16 protein-coding genes are annotated in these 15077 nt (G+C 44.5%); 15 read left to right on the top strand and 1 reads right to left on the bottom strand.

Annotated features, from left to right (window positions below):
* Nucleotides 1–71: 71 nt before the first annotated feature.
* The 15 genes from KFV02_RS09830 (at nucleotide 72) to KFV02_RS09760 (ending at nucleotide 13041) form a co-directional block, all read left to right on the top strand.
* Complete coding sequence (locus KFV02_RS09830; RefSeq protein ID WP_252381379.1) at nucleotides 72–1268, top strand: pyridoxal phosphate-dependent aminotransferase; 1197 nt, start codon at nucleotides 72–74, stop codon at nucleotides 1266–1268.
* Between the two features lie 203 nt (nucleotides 1269–1471).
* Nucleotides 1472–2860 (top strand): signal recognition particle protein, encoded by a 1389-nt coding sequence (gene ffh, locus KFV02_RS09825; protein WP_252381378.1) that lies wholly within the window; start codon nucleotides 1472–1474, stop codon nucleotides 2858–2860.
* Between the two features lie 155 nt (nucleotides 2861–3015).
* Nucleotides 3016–3255 (top strand): 30S ribosomal protein S16, encoded by a 240-nt coding sequence (gene rpsP / locus KFV02_RS09820; protein WP_252381377.1) that lies wholly within the window; start codon nucleotides 3016–3018, stop codon nucleotides 3253–3255.
* 85 nt (nucleotides 3256–3340) lie between these two features.
* Nucleotides 3341–3574 (top strand): KH domain-containing protein, encoded by a 234-nt coding sequence (locus KFV02_RS09815; protein WP_252381376.1) that lies wholly within the window; start codon nucleotides 3341–3343, stop codon nucleotides 3572–3574.
* 12 nt (nucleotides 3575–3586) lie between these two features.
* Complete coding sequence (gene rimM / locus KFV02_RS09810) at nucleotides 3587–4117, top strand: ribosome maturation factor RimM (RefSeq protein ID WP_252381375.1); 531 nt, start codon at nucleotides 3587–3589, stop codon at nucleotides 4115–4117.
* 11 nt (nucleotides 4118–4128) lie between these two features.
* Entirely contained in the window at nucleotides 4129–5409 is a 1281-nt protein-coding gene (trmD, locus tag KFV02_RS09805) for a tRNA (guanosine(37)-N1)-methyltransferase TrmD (RefSeq protein WP_252381374.1), read from the top strand.
* 35 nt (nucleotides 5410–5444) lie between these two features.
* The gene (gene rplS / locus KFV02_RS09800; RefSeq protein WP_252381373.1) at nucleotides 5445–5795 is read left to right on the top strand and encodes a 50S ribosomal protein L19; all 351 of its coding nucleotides are present in this window, start codon (nucleotides 5445–5447) and stop codon (nucleotides 5793–5795) included.
* Nucleotides 5796–5813: 18 nt separating this feature from the next.
* Nucleotides 5814–6434: a ribonuclease HII gene (gene rnhB / locus KFV02_RS09795; RefSeq protein WP_252381372.1), complete on the top strand. Its 621-nt coding sequence runs from the start codon at nucleotides 5814–5816 to the stop codon at nucleotides 6432–6434.
* Nucleotides 6416–6820 (top strand): YraN family protein, encoded by a 405-nt coding sequence (locus KFV02_RS09790; RefSeq protein ID WP_252381371.1) that lies wholly within the window; start codon nucleotides 6416–6418, stop codon nucleotides 6818–6820. The genes rnhB and KFV02_RS09790 overlap by 19 nt, the downstream gene beginning before the upstream one ends.
* Nucleotides 6753–7619 (top strand): 16S rRNA (cytidine(1402)-2'-O)-methyltransferase, encoded by an 867-nt coding sequence (rsmI, locus tag KFV02_RS09785; RefSeq protein WP_252381370.1) that lies wholly within the window; start codon nucleotides 6753–6755, stop codon nucleotides 7617–7619. Before KFV02_RS09790 ends, rsmI begins: the two co-directional genes overlap by 68 nt.
* Nucleotides 7620–7674: 55 nt before the next feature.
* Nucleotides 7675–8445 (top strand): PTS system mannose/fructose/sorbose family transporter subunit IID, encoded by a 771-nt coding sequence (locus tag KFV02_RS09780; RefSeq protein WP_252381369.1) that lies wholly within the window; start codon nucleotides 7675–7677, stop codon nucleotides 8443–8445.
* A gap of 7 nt (nucleotides 8446–8452) precedes the next feature.
* Nucleotides 8453–8737, top strand: coding sequence for an HPr family phosphocarrier protein (locus KFV02_RS09775; protein ID WP_252381368.1), 285 nt, complete (start codon nucleotides 8453–8455; stop codon nucleotides 8735–8737).
* 1 nt (nucleotide 8738) lies between these two features.
* The gene (gene ptsP / locus KFV02_RS09770; RefSeq protein ID WP_252381367.1) at nucleotides 8739–10508 is read left to right on the top strand and encodes a phosphoenolpyruvate--protein phosphotransferase; all 1770 of its coding nucleotides are present in this window, start codon (nucleotides 8739–8741) and stop codon (nucleotides 10506–10508) included.
* Between the two features lie 565 nt (nucleotides 10509–11073).
* Nucleotides 11074–11538 (top strand): SsrA-binding protein SmpB, encoded by a 465-nt coding sequence (smpB, locus tag KFV02_RS09765; protein ID WP_252381366.1) that lies wholly within the window; start codon nucleotides 11074–11076, stop codon nucleotides 11536–11538.
* Nucleotides 11539–11661: 123 nt separating this feature from the next.
* A complete protein-coding gene (locus KFV02_RS09760) occupies nucleotides 11662–13041 on the top strand; it encodes an FAD-binding oxidoreductase (protein ID WP_252381365.1) in 1380 nt (459 codons plus the stop codon).
* A gap of 45 nt (nucleotides 13042–13086) precedes the next feature.
* Here KFV02_RS09760 and KFV02_RS09755 read toward each other — a convergent pair whose 3' ends face one another.
* The gene (locus KFV02_RS09755) at nucleotides 13087–14784 is read right to left on the bottom strand and encodes a YcaO-like family protein (RefSeq protein WP_252381364.1); all 1698 of its coding nucleotides are present in this window, start codon (nucleotides 14782–14784) and stop codon (nucleotides 13087–13089) included.
* Between the last annotated feature and the right edge of the window lie 293 nt (nucleotides 14785–15077).

Here is a 15077-nt window from a genome sequence, read left to right as displayed (position 1 = left end):
AAATTTAATCAGGCCTTCTGATATCTCCTGCATGATGGGCAATGGAAATTGAGAGAGTAAAGGGGAAAAAGATGCAAGTTTTGTCTAAACAAGTTGAGGCCTATCTGGAAAAATCATCCTGGATAAGGCAGATGTTTGAAAAGGGCCGGGAACTCAAGCAAAAGTATGGTCCGGAAAATGTTTTTGATTTTAGCTTGGGCAATCCGGATTTGCCGCCTCCGCAAGAAGTGGCGCAGGGGCTAAAAGAATTAGCTGAGCAGGTAAGCAAACCGTTTGCTTTGGGATACATGCCCAATGCCGGTCTGCCAGAGCTACGGCAGGCCCTGGCTAAATATTTAAGTCAAGAACAAAAGGTGGAGCTGGAAGAGCAAGATATTATTGTTACTTGCGGGGCTGCAGGTGGGTTAAATGCACTCTTTCGGGCTATATTAGAGCCGGGTGACGAAGTAGTTTGCCCTGCTCCTTATTTTGTAGAATATGGTTTTTATGTGCAAAATTTCAAAGGGATTTTAAAAACCGTGCCCTGTAAACCGCTGACCTTTGAGCTTGATTTGGATGGGCTCGAGGCAGCCATTGGGCCAAAAGTAAGAGCAGTACTAATCAATTCGCCAAACAATCCCACAGGACAAGTCTATAGTGAGGAAGAGTTAAAAGCCCTGGTGGACATATTAAAGGCTAAGAGTAGACAGTTTGGCAGACCCATACTTCTTGTTTCTGACGAGCCTTATAGATTTCTTACCTATGATCAGGTTCAAGTGCCTTCAATTTTGTCTTTGTATGCCGATAGCGTTATTGTGAGTTCCTTTTCAAAAAGTCTGGCTTTGGCAGGGGAAAGAGTGGGGTATATTGCTGTCTGCCCGCAGATGGAACAAAAAGAGGATCTCTTAGCCGGCCTTGTCTTGACCAATAGAATACTTGGCTATGTCAATGCGCCGGTTATTGGACAATATCTGATATTAAAGAGTCTGGGTTCTCTTGTGGATACAGAAAAATATGTGCTCCGGCGAAAGGTTATGGCCGAGGTACTTAGTAACGCAGGCCTTGAGTTTTCTCTGCCCAGAGGCGGATTTTACTTCTTTCCCAAAGCTCCACATGAAAAAGATCATGAATTTGTACGCATACTTATAGAAGAAAAGGTTTTGGCTGTCCCCGGTTCTGGCTTTGGCTATCCTGGCTATGTTCGTTTTGCTTTTTGCGTGGATGACAATATTATTGCCCGGTCCGCAGATGCAATCAGGACGGCGGTAGAAAAAGCGCTCAAGGCGTGAGAATTAAGCTGATATTGTAAGTGTAAAGCTATTGACTTGTGTCTCTATCTTATTTATTCAGATAGACTTCTTTTTTTGCTGCCAGGCAAGAAATATGATGTCTGTCTGAACTTTTATATATTATATGTTGTTGCTGGCCTTGGAAATGATATGTACCTGCCAGGTGCTTTAGCACATTTTAAACTACAGTTGCTTTAATAATTATGTTTGATAGTCTTTCTGATAGATTAAACTCGGTATTCAAGAAGTTAAAAGGTCATGGCCGTCTGGATGAGAAGAATATCCAGGAGGGCTTGCGGGAAGTACGTCTGGCCCTTTTGGAAGCGGATGTCAATTATAAGGTCGTAAAGGACTTTATTCAGCGAGTAAAAGAACGCGCTTTAGGTCAGGACGTTTTAAAGAGCCTTACGCCAGGGCAGCAGGTAGTTAAAATTGTTCATGAAGAGCTCATTGACCTTTTAGGCGGGCAGAGTGAGGAACTTAATTTAAAGGCCAAGCCGCCGGTTGTGATAATGCTTGTAGGGCTGCAAGGTTCTGGTAAAACAACAACAGCGGCCAAGCTATCGTTATATTTACGGCGAAATAAGTACGCTCCGTATCTGGTTCCTGCGGATGTTTATCGGCCTGCGGCCATAGAGCAATTACACAAGCTGGCTACTGAGATTAATGTTCCTGCCTATCCATCTACGCCAGATATGGACCCGGTTGATATCTGCCGCAAGGCCATCGATGAAGCCAAGAAGAATGCTTATAGCGTGGTTTTGCTGGATACGGCAGGTCGGTTGCACATTGATGAAAAATTAATGCAGGAGCTGGTGGCCATAAAGTCCGAATGCCAGCCGCATGAGATTTTATTCGTGGCCGATGCTATGACCGGTCAGGATGCGGTTAATGTGGCTGCCAAGTTTAATGAGCTTCTGGACGTGACCGGTATTGTGTTGACCAAGATGGAGGGCGATGCTCGTGGAGGCGCTGCCCTGTCCATTAAGTCGGTCACGCAGAAGCCAATCAAGTTTATTGGCGTAGGAGAAAAATTAAGCGATCTGGAAGTTTTTCATCCTGATCGGGTAGCTTCCCGAATCCTGGGCATGGGCGATATACTCACTCTGATTGAGAAAGCCCAGTCCAGCATTGATGCCAACGAAGCCAAGGAGCTGGAAAGAAAGCTAAAAAAATCCCAGTTTGACTTGGAAGATTTTAGAACCCAGATGCGGCGCTTAAAAAAGCTGGGGTCCATAGAGGGGTTACTGAAGTTGGTTCCTGGCATGGGCAAATTGCGAGACAAGCTGAAAGATGTCAAGGTTCCCGAAAAGGAGCTGGCCCGGGTGGAGGCCATTATAAATTCCATGACTCCTGAGGAACGACATGAGCCCAAGATAATCAATGCCAGCCGTAAGCAAAGAATTGCCAGAGGTAGTGGGACATCAGTCCAGGAAGTAAATCAATTGCTCAAGAATTTTGAGCAGATGCAGAAAATGATGAAGAAAATGATGGGCCAGAGCGTAAAAGGGGGCATGCGTCTGGGGTCTGGTACCGGATCATCTTTGCGTAAGAAGCGCAAGAAGGCGAAGAGAAAGAAAAAGAAAAGGTAGTTTTAAACTCTGGACAAAAAGACAACTTGTTTATATTTGAAGTTGAGAGGGTGAGTTGTCGATTAACGTGCAATCAATGTATAGAGAAATAATATTTAGCTGCTTGACGCTTACCGCTTAACTACTCAATAAAAATTAGATGGGGGTTGAAAAGAATGGCTTTGAGATTGAGATTGACGAGAATGGGATCCAAGAAAAGACCATTTTATCGCATAGTGGCTTTGAACAGTGAGACTAGGCGTGATGGTCGGGCTTTGGATTACCTGGGGTACTATAACCCAATGACTGAACCACCAGAGATCAAAATCGATCAAGAAAAAGTTAAGATGTGGATGGAAAGGGGGGCCAAGCCCTCTGACACTGTCCGCTCTTTGCTTAAAAAAGTGGGTTTCTAGTTGTGGGGCCGATAGCTGCTAAGTCAGCGTTTGTTTTCAACAGGTCCGGAAAATCAATTTAGAACTGTAGCTAACGGAGGTGCTTATGTTGAAGGATTTGATCGAGTACATTGCCAAGTCTTTAGTGGACAATCCAGATGCCGTATCTGTGTCTGAAATCGAAGGGGAACAGACTTCTGTCATTGAACTCAAGGTAGCTAAAGAAGATTTAGGTAAGGTGATCGGCAAACAAGGACGCACTGCCAGAGCTATGCGCACCATTCTGGGCGCTGCCTCAACTAAGGCCCAAAAGCGTGCTGTTCTGGAAATATTGGAATAAAGAAAATAACCCATGGCTTCCAAAAACCTTGTTTTGTGTGGGAAGGTTTTGAAGCCGCATGGACTCAAAGGGGAGCTTTGCATTGCCTGTTATGCAGACTCCCCTTTCTTTTTGGAAGGCATTACGCGGCTGTACTTGCAAAAGGAGGGACAGAAGCCTAAGCCCTTCAGGCTCATCTCGTGGCGACCTCACCAGAACAAGATGCTTGTTTTTTTTGAAAATATTGTAGGTCGAAGCCAAGCTGAAGAATGGCGGGGGGCTGAAGTCCTGGTTAGAGAAAAGGATCTTCCTCCAAAGGAGGATGATGAGATCTATCTATATGAACTGCTGGACTGCCGGATTTATTTATCAGACGGTGCTTATCTGGGCGTTTTAAAAGATGTTCAGGTCCACAGTGGAAATGAAGTCTGGGTAATTATGACCGAAGATGCAAAAGAGGTTTTGTTTCCTGCAAATGAGGAATTTGTTCAGGAAGTTGACCTGGAGCTGAAGAAGATAGTCATTAATCCACCCGAAGGATTGCTGGATATCTATATTGGTTGAATTGGTTTGAAATGCATTTTTATATTCTTTCTATTTTTCCCGAATTTTTTCAGTCCCCTTTGAGATGTGGACTGCTTGCCAAGGCTCAAGATAAAGGGCTTATTAACTTTTCATTTATAAATCCCAGGGATTTTACTCAAGACAGGCACAGAATCGTGGACGATCGTCCTTATGGGGGAGGGCCAGGCATGGTCATGATGCTTGAACCGTTGAGCAGGGCCATAGAAACTCTACCCAGGACGTGCCGCAAGATTCTCCTTTCGCCCAAGGGAAAACCCTTTAACCAGGATATGGCTAAGAGCCTGGCTTTGGAAAGCGAGGTTGCCTTTATATGCGGGCGTTATGAGGGCATTGATGCCAGAATCGAAAACTTGTACGACTTAGAGCCCGTGTCTGTTGGCGACTTTGTCTTGAATGGCGGGGAAAGCGCGGCCCTGTGTCTGGTCGAATCCATTTCCCGCCTCATACCTGGCTTTATGGGCAAAGAAGAGTCTTTTACTGACGAGAGTTTTGCTACCGGTCTTTTGGAACATCCACATTATACCAGACCGGAAGTATTCCAGGGTTATAAGGTTCCGGATGTGCTTTTATCCGGAAACCATAAAGAGATCGCTCTGTGGAGAAGGCGTAAGGCTCTTGAAGAGACAATAAACTTAAGGCCCGAACTTTTGGATAGAGTAAAGTTGTCCGGGACAGACATTAGTTATTTGAAAGATTTAGAAAGGATACGTCTGGGCAGGAATCTTTATCTTGCCCTGGTCCATTATCCTGTCCTGAATAAAAATGGTCAGATTGGAACAACATCTTTGACAAATCTTGACATTCACGATATTGCACGAGTTTCTCGCACTTTTGGCCTTGGTGGATATTATATTTGTACGCCATTAAAGGATCAGCAGCAATTAGCTGCGAGGTTGATTAAGCACTGGGTTTCAGGGCCAGGAGGAGAGGCAAATCCGGATCGAGCTAAGGCGCTGGAAACCATAACTATCTGCTCATATCTACAGGATGCGGTGTCGGATATTGCCGAGAAGACAGGTCACAGGCCGAAGATAATAGTCACCAGTGCAAGGGAAGTGGGGCATCTTGCCTGCGAAGATGTTCGTAAGCTTCTGGAACAGGAGCCGGTTTTGTTGGTTTTCGGAACTGGGTCTGGTTTGAGTTCCGAGGTGATGAATGAGGCTGGTAGCACGCTCAGGCCTATTGCTTATTTAAGCGATTACAATCATCTGTCAGTGCGCTCAGCCGCTTCTATATATGTCGATCGTATTTTAGGTGATTATTTTGCGTGAAAGAACTTAGGTTATAATATAAGGAGATTGGAGCAATGAACGTTTTGCAACAGATTGAAAGAGAACAAATGCGTATGGATCTGCCGAAGTTCAAGGCAGGCGATACTGTGAGGGTACATGTGCGTATTATCGAGGGTGAAAAAGAGAGAATTCAAGTATTTCAGGGGATAGTACTTAGAGTAAATCGAGGAACAACTAACGCTACTTTTGTGGTCCGCAAAATTTCAGATGGTATTGGGGTAGAGAGAGTATTCCCCATGCATTCTCCTTTTATCGAGCGCATTGAAGTGGTCAGCGAAGGAAAGGTACGGCAGGGTAGAATCTACTACTTGCGTGGACTGAAAGGTAAAGCCGCTCGTATTAAGAGTAAAGAAACTTGGAATTAAGCTAGTCTGAGGGGATATGTGAATGCCTTGGTCCCCTTGAGGATTTCATCAGAACATATAGCCGGCGTTGATGAAGCAGGTCGTGGTTGTTTGGCCGGACCTGTTGTTGCTGCCGCTGTAATCCTGCCTGACAATTTTTTTCTCCCCGGACTTAACGATTCCAAAAAGCTAAGCCCTCAAAAACGCGAAAAAATTGCTGTAGAGATCAAGGCCCAGGCCAAAGCCTGGGCCGTTGGTCTTGCTTGGCCTAAAGAGATTGATCGAATCAATATTCTGCAGGCTACACTTGTGGCCATGACACGGGCCGTTAAAAATTTAAAGCGACCCCCCGGTTTCCTCCTTATAGATGGCAACCAAACCATACCTTTGGATGTTGCTCAAAAAGCCATAGTGGGTGGAGATGCACAGGTGCCAAGCATATCCGCGGCTTCGATTCTGGCCAAGACATTTCGCGATCATTTAATGTTTCATTTAGACAGGCGTTATCCTGGTTATGGATTTGCCAAGCATAAAGGTTATGGAACCAAAGAGCATCGTTTGGCCATTAAACGGCTGGGACCTTCCCCCATACATAGAAAAACTTTTAAGGGTGTGCTGAGACACCGAGAAGAGAAAAGATTGTGCTTGCCAAACATTTAAGTCTTGGCCAGAGCGGAGAAGAGCTGGCGGCATCTTATTTACGCAAAAAGAAGTATAAAATTTTGGATAGGAACTGGGAATGTAAATTTGGAGAGCTTGACTTGGTGTGTCGGCACAAGAAGATAATTGTCTTTGTTGAAGTAAAGACAAGGTCGGCTTCAGGGATGGTTCACCCGTGCGAAGCCTTGCCCGAACTTAAACAGAAAAGACTATTGAAGGCAGCTAGCCTGTATTTGAGTAGAAATGATCTTTGGGATCAAAGGTGCCGTTTTGATTTGATATGTGTGATAGTGGAAAAAAATAGCGCGGATATAGAGCATGTGCAAAACGCTTTCGAGTTCATCTACACTATGGGTAGTAGCCACTCCTCTTGGCAACCTTGGTGACTTTTCTCCTCGGGCCATTGAAACACTCAATAAAAGTGACTTGATCCTGGCTGAAGATACACGGCGCGCAAGGTCTCTTCTTCAGAAAATCGGTGTCCTGGGCAAGAACGTGCTAAGTCTTCACGAGCACAATGAGCAGAGTAGAATTGGTCTGGTCTTAGATAAATTGGCCCAAGGCAGCGATGTGGCTTTGATCTCTGATGCCGGCACTCCCCTTATCTCTGATCCGGGTTACAAGCTGGTGAGTACTTGTCGGGAGCATGGTTTTAATGTCAGTCCTGTACCCGGTCCTTGTGCTCCTATAGCAGCACTCATGGCTTGCGGTCTGCCTCCTTATCCTTTTACTTTCATAGGATTTCTGCCCAGAAAGAAAGGGGAGATAAAAAAAACTTTTCAAATCTGGGAGCATGTCCCCTCCACTATAGTTTTTTTTGAGCGCAAAAACAGAATAATTTCTTCATTGCAAGTGGCATATGAAGTCTTAGGGCCGCGGCAGTTTTGCTTGGCCAGAGAGTTGACCAAAAAATTCGAAGAATTTATCTTTGGTACCCTGGATAAGATTGAGTTGGATGAGGAGAGATTAAAAGGAGAGATAACCGCCATAATTGGCCCGGGGTCAGGAAAGACAAAAACAAGCCTGGAAGATGTGCTGGATTTGATTGAACAGAACAGGCAAAAGGGCCTGAGGGCCAGAGAGATTGTGCACAAAGTGTCAGGCATGGTAAAGGGTTGGTCGGGAAAAGAGATTTATAAATTAGTCCAAAGTTCGAGGTCTAAAGGTGAAAAGGTAAAAAGGTGAATTTGCCTCTTAACCTTTTAGCCTTTCTGAAAACTCAATCAGTTATGAGTTAGAAATGCCAAATCTAGATGTAAAGACTTTAGGCCAATGTTTTTGGCGAACCTACCTGATTGGCAGTGCCTTTAATACCAGGGGGCTGCAAAATATTGGACTTATATATGCTTTGGACCCTGGACTGCGGATACTTTATCCTGACCAGAAGAGGCTTTTAAAGGCAAGAAAGAGATATTTAAAGCTATATAACTCACATCCATTCTGGGCCCCACTTTTGGTGGGTATTTTTTTGTACTTGGAAAATAAGATTGCCCGAGGACTTCTGCCAGCCAACACGCTGCCCAAGGTAAAATCTACTATGGTTTATACACTTTCGGCCATAGGGGATTCTTTTTTTGGCGGCAGCCTTTTGATTACCTGGTCATTGTCTACAATTTTATTTTTGTTTTGTGGGCTTACCAGAGTGGCTGTTGTTTGGGGTATTTTATGGTTTGTCGGCTTGCAATTTTTTAAAATTTATACCTTTTATAAAGGGTTTTCCGAAGGGCTGGACTTTTTGGGTCGACTTAAAAGCTGGGATTTAATCAACCTGGGAAGAGTATTTAAAACCGTAAATGCTCTTTTGCTGCTCATAATATGGTTTATAATCTGGCCAAAACCAGTTAATTGGCTTCAGTTTAACACGTTAGTTTTGTCTGTGGGGGTTTTGGCTTTAATTTTCAGTAAATTTTTATGTAGCCGTGAATTTTTAGCCTGGCTAATGTTCTTAGGTGTATTATTTTGGTCCTGGATAGTAGAGTTTTATCAGAGTCTGGTACATCTACTTAATTGAGGTAAAAATGGCAAATAAGGAACATTTTTCTACGGAAGTGAAAGTCCTAAACGAACTTGGGTTACACGCAAGGCCTGCAGCCAAATTGGCGCAGGAGGCCCAAAAATTTGCAGCCATGATCAAAGTAAGTTTTGGGGATAGAGAAGTGGATGCCAAGAGTATTTTAGATATCCTGACTCTGGCTGCACCTTGTGGCAGCACGCTCACTTTGTGGGCTAAAGGCGAGGATGCCAGTGAGGCGGTTACTCATTTAAGTCAACTCTTTGCGCAAAGATTTGGAGAAGAGAAATAAAATGGCCAAGAAGGTATTGTCCGGCATACCGGTTTCATCGGGAGTCGCCATTGGCAAGGCCTTTTTCTTGAACAGAGGCTCTAAGGCATCATTACCAAGGATGAGCATTTCCGCAGGCGATGTGCCTAATGAGAAAGAACGCTTGCTTACTGCTTTTGAGGCTGCCCTGCAGGAGCTGGATGAGATTCGACAGAAGATTCCGAGTGAACTTAAAGAGCATGCGGCCATTATTGATTCCCATCTGATGATTTTAAAAGATGAGAATTTTAAACAGGGGGCTTTAAGATATATTCAGGATAAGATGATCAATGCTGAGTGGGCTCTCGAAAAGACTGTGGCAGATATTGGCAAGGCCTTTAGTCGTATTGATGATGAATATATACGCCAGCGTATCCAAGATGTCCGTTTAGTGGCTGATCGGGTTCAGGACGCCTTGCGTGGTAAAACCAAAGATATCGGGGCTATTTCGCAGCGGGTTATCCTCCTGGCCCACGACCTTTCACCGGCTGATACAATTGCTTTGCAGGTGGATAAGATTATGGCCTTTGCCACGACAATGGGTGGAAAAACGTCCCATGCCGGAATCATGGCCAGATCGTTACAGATCCCCGCTGTGGTAGGAGTGGAGGGTCTTGAGGAGGATATAGAAGATGGCCAACTTATTATTCTCGATGGTTTTCATGGCCGGATTATAGTTGGCCCTAGTGAAGAAGAACTGGCTGAATTTGCAGACATTAAATACCAGTTCGAGGCCTATCAATCCTTAATTAGCAAATGTTGCCATCTGCCTGCTGAGACTATCGATGGTTACCAGGTTCAGGTTCTGGCCAATATTGAATTGTTTGAAGAAGTGGCCGCTGTTATTGATCATGGAGGTGAAGGTATAGGTCTTTACCGAACCGAGTACAGTTACCTGAACCGGGAGACTCTGCCTACGGAAGAGGAATTGTTTGAGGAATATCGTGATCTGGCTGACATTATGCATCCGCGAAAGGTGATCATCCGAACCTTGGATATGGGCGCAGACAAAATTGCAAAACACTTTGGGTCACTAGAAGAGGCCAATCCGGCCCTGGGGCTCAGAGCAATTCGCTTCTGCCTGAAACACAGGCAATTATTTAAAGCGCAACTAAGGGCTATTTTGCGTGCCAGTGTCGTGGGCAATATCTCGATCATGTTTCCACTGATATCCGGTCTGCAGGAGTTGCAGGAAGTAAAGGAATTTTACTTCGAGGTACAGGAGGAGTTAAGAAAAGAAAATGTTCCCTTTAACGAGCACATGCCTATGGGGATAATGATTGAAGTCCCAGGCTCTGTACTCATAGCGGATATATTGGCCAAAGAGGTGGATTTTTTTAGTATTGGGACCAACGATTTGATTCAGTACTCTCTGGGGATAGACCGGACTAATAAGCATGTATCTTATCTTTATCAGCCGTTGCACCCGGCAATCTTACGCAGCATCAAGCTTGTGGTGGACGCAGCTCATGAAGCCGGGATAGAGGTCAGTCTATGTGGGGAAGTTGCAGCAGACCCCTTTTGTGTCCCTATTTTAATGGGCATGCAGGTGGACTCTTTGAGCCTTAACCCCCAGGCTATACCTGGTATTAAGCGCATAATCCGCCGGGCAACCATGGAAGAATGTAAACAATTATTGAAGCAGGTCATAGACAGTGATACAGTGGCCCGGAGTAATAAATTGGTCCGTGAAATGATTTATAACCGGTTCCCTGAAGAATTAATGTTCTATACATCGCTTATTGATGAATAGAGTTTTGAGTCTGTGGCCAAACCTTTTTATCAACTTAATTTCCAAGGTTTATTTCAGTCTTGGTTTCTTTCATGCTGGTCCAAAGACTTGGACCCAACTAAAACTTGCTTGCGGACAGAGCATAATTGGATATTTTGGGTAAACAAATAGTCTTTTAATTATACTAAGTTGAGCGATTTTCACTCAATGGGTGATGAGATTGCCACGGACAGCTTCGCTGCCCTCGCAATGACGAACTCGCTGCTGTCATTGCGAGTGGAACAAAGTGTAGCGAAGCAATCTCAAAGTTTGAACTGGAAAAAAATCGCTCATAAATTTTAGATAGTTATGGTCAGTATCGCAAAATATTTAGTCCATTCGTCCCGATGCTCTGTTTTTCCACAAGCTTCGTTAAGATTGGGTTACCCAAGCCGTTTGTAATGCATTTCATAAACCAAGACTTTCAACCAGTGACTAATATAGGGTTTGGCCACAGACTCTTTTGAGGTTAGCATTTAGCAGTCAGCCGAATCGTAACCCTAGATACTAAATGCTAGATGTTAAATGTTAACAACGAGCTACAAAGATGACTAAAAAAGGCGGAATAAAGATTATTGGCCAGAATAAAAAGGCCAGACGAGAATATGAGCTCCTGGATTTTATTGAAGCAGGGATAGTCCTTACTGGTTCTGAAGTTAAATCATTGCGCGCTGGCAGGGTTGGTTTTAAAGATGGTCACGTTCGCTTTGAGAGGGGAGAGGCCTATCTGGTTGGTGTGCATATTGCTCCTTATGAGAATGCCGGCTATGCTCAGCATGACCCGGAAAGGCCACGTAAACTTCTTCTGCATAAAAGAGAAATCAAGAATTTAATGGGTAAAATAGAGCAGAAGGGACTGACCATAATTCCGGTCAAAATGTATTTTAAAAATGGCAAAGTTAAGGTGGAACTGGCTTTGGCCAAAGGGCGCAAGCTTTATGATCAGCGAGAAGAGTTGAAAAAAAGAGCTATTGCCCGGGATACAGCGCGGGAGTTGGCTAAATATAAATAACCTGGAGTTAAGAAGCTTAGAAGATAAGAAGCTTGGTGAATTTTTTGCCAATTTTCAGGCTACAGGCTTCCTGTCTTCCTCGTATCTTCTTATCTTCCTAACTTCCCTTGTAGAGTTTCAGATGTGAGTTGCAAACAATTTTTAAAAAGAACCCAGATCAAGAACCTTAAATCAATTTTCCCCCCCGAAGACCTGCTTTTAACTCCTGAACAAAAACTAATTTTTGGTACTGACTCCAGTAGGATGTTGGATATGCCCTGGGCTGTGGTTCGGCCCAAAAGTCCGGAGCAGGTTCGGGATTTTTTATATTTTGCCCAAAAAGAAAGGATTCCTGTCTTCCCCCGGGCCAGAGCCACCAACATGGTTGGGGCCTGTGTGCCCAGGGGTGGGGGAATAGTTTTGTCCCTGCTCAAGCTAAACCGGATCTTGGATCTTGACGAACAGGATTTTGTGGCTGTGGTCGAGCCAGGGGTGATTACTTATGAGTTGCAAAAGGCTCTGGCTGCAAAGGGACTATTCTATCCTCCGGATCCTGCCAGCGTGCGTATCTCAACTATTGGCGGCAATGTCTCCACCAATGCCGGGGGGATGCGTGCTTTAAAATATGGGGTGACCAGAGACTATGTCCTGGGGCTTGAGGTGGTTTTGCCCGGAGGCAAGCTCCTGAACTTGGGAAGTCGTTGTCACAAAAATGTGGTCGGTCTCGATTTGACCAGGCTTTTTATTGGCTCAGAAGGGACCCTTGGGGTATTTACCAGGATTTATTTAAAAGTTTTGCCCAAACCTCCATTTACAGCTTCTTTTTTGGTTGGCTTTTCAGATTTGGACCAGGCCCTGGATACTGTGCAACAGATTTTTCAGGCCGGCATCCTGCCAACAGCTCTGGAAATTATGCCTGACCTGGTTCTAAAGTGCATTGAAGATATTGCTCCTGTGCCCTGGCCAAAGGGTACAAATGCGGTTTTATTGATTAAGCTTGATGGCCATGAACAGGGAGTGAAACAAAATTTGGTTGAGCTGGAAAAAATATGTGCTCAAGCCAGTGTCCGCCTAAAAGGCTTGGGCAAAGAGGAAGAAGAGTTATGGGAACTACGCCGGCTTATTAACCCGGCTTCGTTTAAACTTAGACCTACCAAGATGAGTGAGGATATTACCGTACCCAGGGGAAAGATTAAGGAGGCCATGGAAAGGATAAAACAGGTCGGGCAAAAATATGGGCTTCCCATACTTACTTTTGGGCACATTGGCGACGGTAATATCCATACCAATATTATGTATGACGTTGGTGATGACCAGGAAGCAGCAAATGCCCAAAAGGCAAAAAAAGAGATTTTGAGAATAGTGCTTGGCCTTGGCGGAACCCTATCTGGCGAGCATGGCATTGGCCTGACTAAAGCTCCGTTTATCTCCTGGCAGGTTGAGCCAGAAGTTTTGATGGCCATGCGGCAGATAAAAAAAGTCTTTGATCCCTACAACATCATGAATCCAGGCAAGGGGTATTGATTATCCTTTACCCATCCTCATCTACCCATCTACTCATCCTCTCATCTACCCATCTTCCCAGCTTCCCATCTTCTTATATCTCTCCCAGAGCCTTGGTCTAATCCTAGTTGTGTCATCAAAATCCGCCAGTAGCTCCAAGCCTGGGACAATGGCCCTGATTACGGGCAAGCCTAAATCCTTGCGGGTCAAGTGCACATAAATGGGGAAATAGTTGTTTTTTGTAAGCAGTGATTCAATTTGGTAAAGGTCTGCTTCAACACTCCCCAGGGAATAATCAGGCAAATCCTGCAATTCTTTTTCTGGCAGTTCTCTAGGCCAGGGTTTGGTTTTCGGGCCGTTGGGGAATGGATGGGGAACTTCTGTCAGGGCAGAGACAACGGCCTTTTCTCCGTTTAAATGAGCGCCGGTACCTTTGATGATCTTGCCATCCTCGCTTTGCACAAAGGCTTTATAACAAGGAAGTCCCATTTCATTGGTTAAGTCCTGAAAAATAACATAGATTCCCTGTTGGCTTAGTCTGGCCAAAAGTTTCGCCACGGGGCCTTGCCTTACATTTAAACGAAAACATTTTTGCGGTTCATAAAAACCCAGTACCTCGCTATCCCTTTCTAGTACTTCTAACAAACCAGCCAATTTGGCTTGGGTAATGGTTGCCCCGGCAGCCAGGCCAGTTGAGCCAAGCCCGTCAAAGAGGTCTATTTCATCTAAATTGGCGAAAAGGTATACCAGTTGTATTGGAACCAGGGCCGGTTCTGTCTGTCCGGGTTGTATAACCTTTTCTCCCTGCATCCAGTGCAAGACTTCGTCCTGGTATTTAAAATCCAGGCAAAGTTCGTTTGGGTCCAGGCAATTAAATCCCTTTTCCCGGAGTTCAGAGTATGAGCCCAGGTAAACCTGGTCAGGACCTGTCAGGTCCATGATTTGATCAGAGGAAATGCTTGCAAAAGAAGAGAATCTTTCCACCATTTCCATGTACAGTCCCACCCGAGCCTGGTCCATGTTGAAACCTCGGCCAAAACTGGTCTGGATGCCTTGGAGCGTATAGGAGAGTTTTTTGGTCTTTATCTGACGTTCAAAAGACCATCTTCTAAACAGGCCTATGGGGCTTAGAGAATTTTCATGGCGCATTTCGATACTTGCTAAAGCCTGGCATTTTTTAAGACTGGCAAGGGCATAGTTCGCCAGATCGTAAATGGAAGGCAAGGGCGAGGACGCGATATTTAGATTACTGAGTTGTGAGTGCACTTGCTCCAGGGTGACCAGAGTTCTGACCGTAGAAGACGATGCAGAAATGGGCTCAGGGAGGTTTGTCTCTTCCATTAAAGGAAGTTCTTTATGCTCAAGGATGTTTCGGGTGAAAATTTGTATCCATTGTTGATGGAGCTTATGGTCTTTCTGGGTAAAAACACGAGAGATTATCAAGGGGGTATGTTTTTGGAGTTCTTTTTGGGAACTGTTCTTAAAGAAATGTGCAAGGTTTTCAAATTTTGTTGATAAAAGGCAGAGTTCAAAAGCCAAGGCCTGCAAAGGCAAAGGGAGAGGAGCAAATTGTTCAAAAAGAGTCTGGACATCCACGGCAGATAAGCCACCCAATTTGCGCAAAATAAACGACCGCATAAATGTATCCATTGGGTGCTGAACCAGATAGGTCAGGCATTTATCCAGGGGGGCGTCACTTTTGGGTTCGCAGGCATAAAAGCCAATGGTCTCGGCAGTCGTGGTTAGATTGAGTTCATAATCCATGATCGTTTCCTTATATCCAGAACTTTTGTATCTTAATTGTTAAAAATTTTTGTTCATTGTCAGTCGAAAATAGAGAACCAGTTTATAGTTGTTCAAACTTAAATTTTTAGCAGCTTAGCACCCTTTTATTATACCAATTTTGGCTTGCCCATAAAGCATAATGGTAATAATTGGCAAAGGCAATGGCCTTAAATGTTAAAAGAGCCTGTGGCCAACCTTTTTTATCAACTTAATTTCCATGGTTTATTCTAGTCCTGGTTTTTTTCATGCTGGTACAAAGACCTGGACCTGTT

The organism is Desulfovulcanus ferrireducens (genome assembly GCF_018704065.1).
Lineage (GTDB): Bacteria > Desulfobacterota > Desulfovibrionia > Desulfovibrionales > Desulfonatronovibrionaceae > Desulfovulcanus > Desulfovulcanus ferrireducens.
The sequence above is the reverse complement of the archived record's forward strand: the minus strand, read 5'-3'. Positions and strand labels throughout refer to the sequence as shown.

Coding starts and splice junctions, on each gene's coding strand:
- ffh (WP_252381378.1), top strand. CDS start 1,472: ATGTTTGATAGTCTTTCTGATAGATTAAACTCGGTATTCAAGAAGTTA.
- KFV02_RS09815 (WP_252381376.1), top strand. CDS start 3,341: ATGTTGAAGGATTTGATCGAGTACATTGCCAAGTCTTTAGTGGACAAT.
- trmD (WP_252381374.1), top strand. CDS start 4,129: ATGCATTTTTATATTCTTTCTATTTTTCCCGAATTTTTTCAGTCCCCT.
- smpB (WP_252381366.1), top strand. CDS start 11,074: ATGACTAAAAAAGGCGGAATAAAGATTATTGGCCAGAATAAAAAGGCC.
- rimM (WP_252381375.1), top strand. CDS start 3,587: ATGGCTTCCAAAAACCTTGTTTTGTGTGGGAAGGTTTTGAAGCCGCAT.
- KFV02_RS09830 (WP_252381379.1), top strand. CDS start 72: ATGCAAGTTTTGTCTAAACAAGTTGAGGCCTATCTGGAAAAATCATCC.
- KFV02_RS09755 (WP_252381364.1), bottom strand. CDS start 14,784: ATGGATTATGAACTCAATCTAACCACGACTGCCGAGACCATTGGCTTT.
- KFV02_RS09780 (WP_252381369.1), top strand. CDS start 7,675: ATGCCAAATCTAGATGTAAAGACTTTAGGCCAATGTTTTTGGCGAACC.
- KFV02_RS09775 (WP_252381368.1), top strand. CDS start 8,453: ATGGCAAATAAGGAACATTTTTCTACGGAAGTGAAAGTCCTAAACGAA.
- rplS (WP_252381373.1), top strand. CDS start 5,445: ATGAACGTTTTGCAACAGATTGAAAGAGAACAAATGCGTATGGATCTG.
- rsmI (WP_252381370.1), top strand. CDS start 6,753: ATGTGCAAAACGCTTTCGAGTTCATCTACACTATGGGTAGTAGCCACT.
- rpsP (WP_252381377.1), top strand. CDS start 3,016: ATGGCTTTGAGATTGAGATTGACGAGAATGGGATCCAAGAAAAGACCA.
- ptsP (WP_252381367.1), top strand. CDS start 8,739: ATGGCCAAGAAGGTATTGTCCGGCATACCGGTTTCATCGGGAGTCGCC.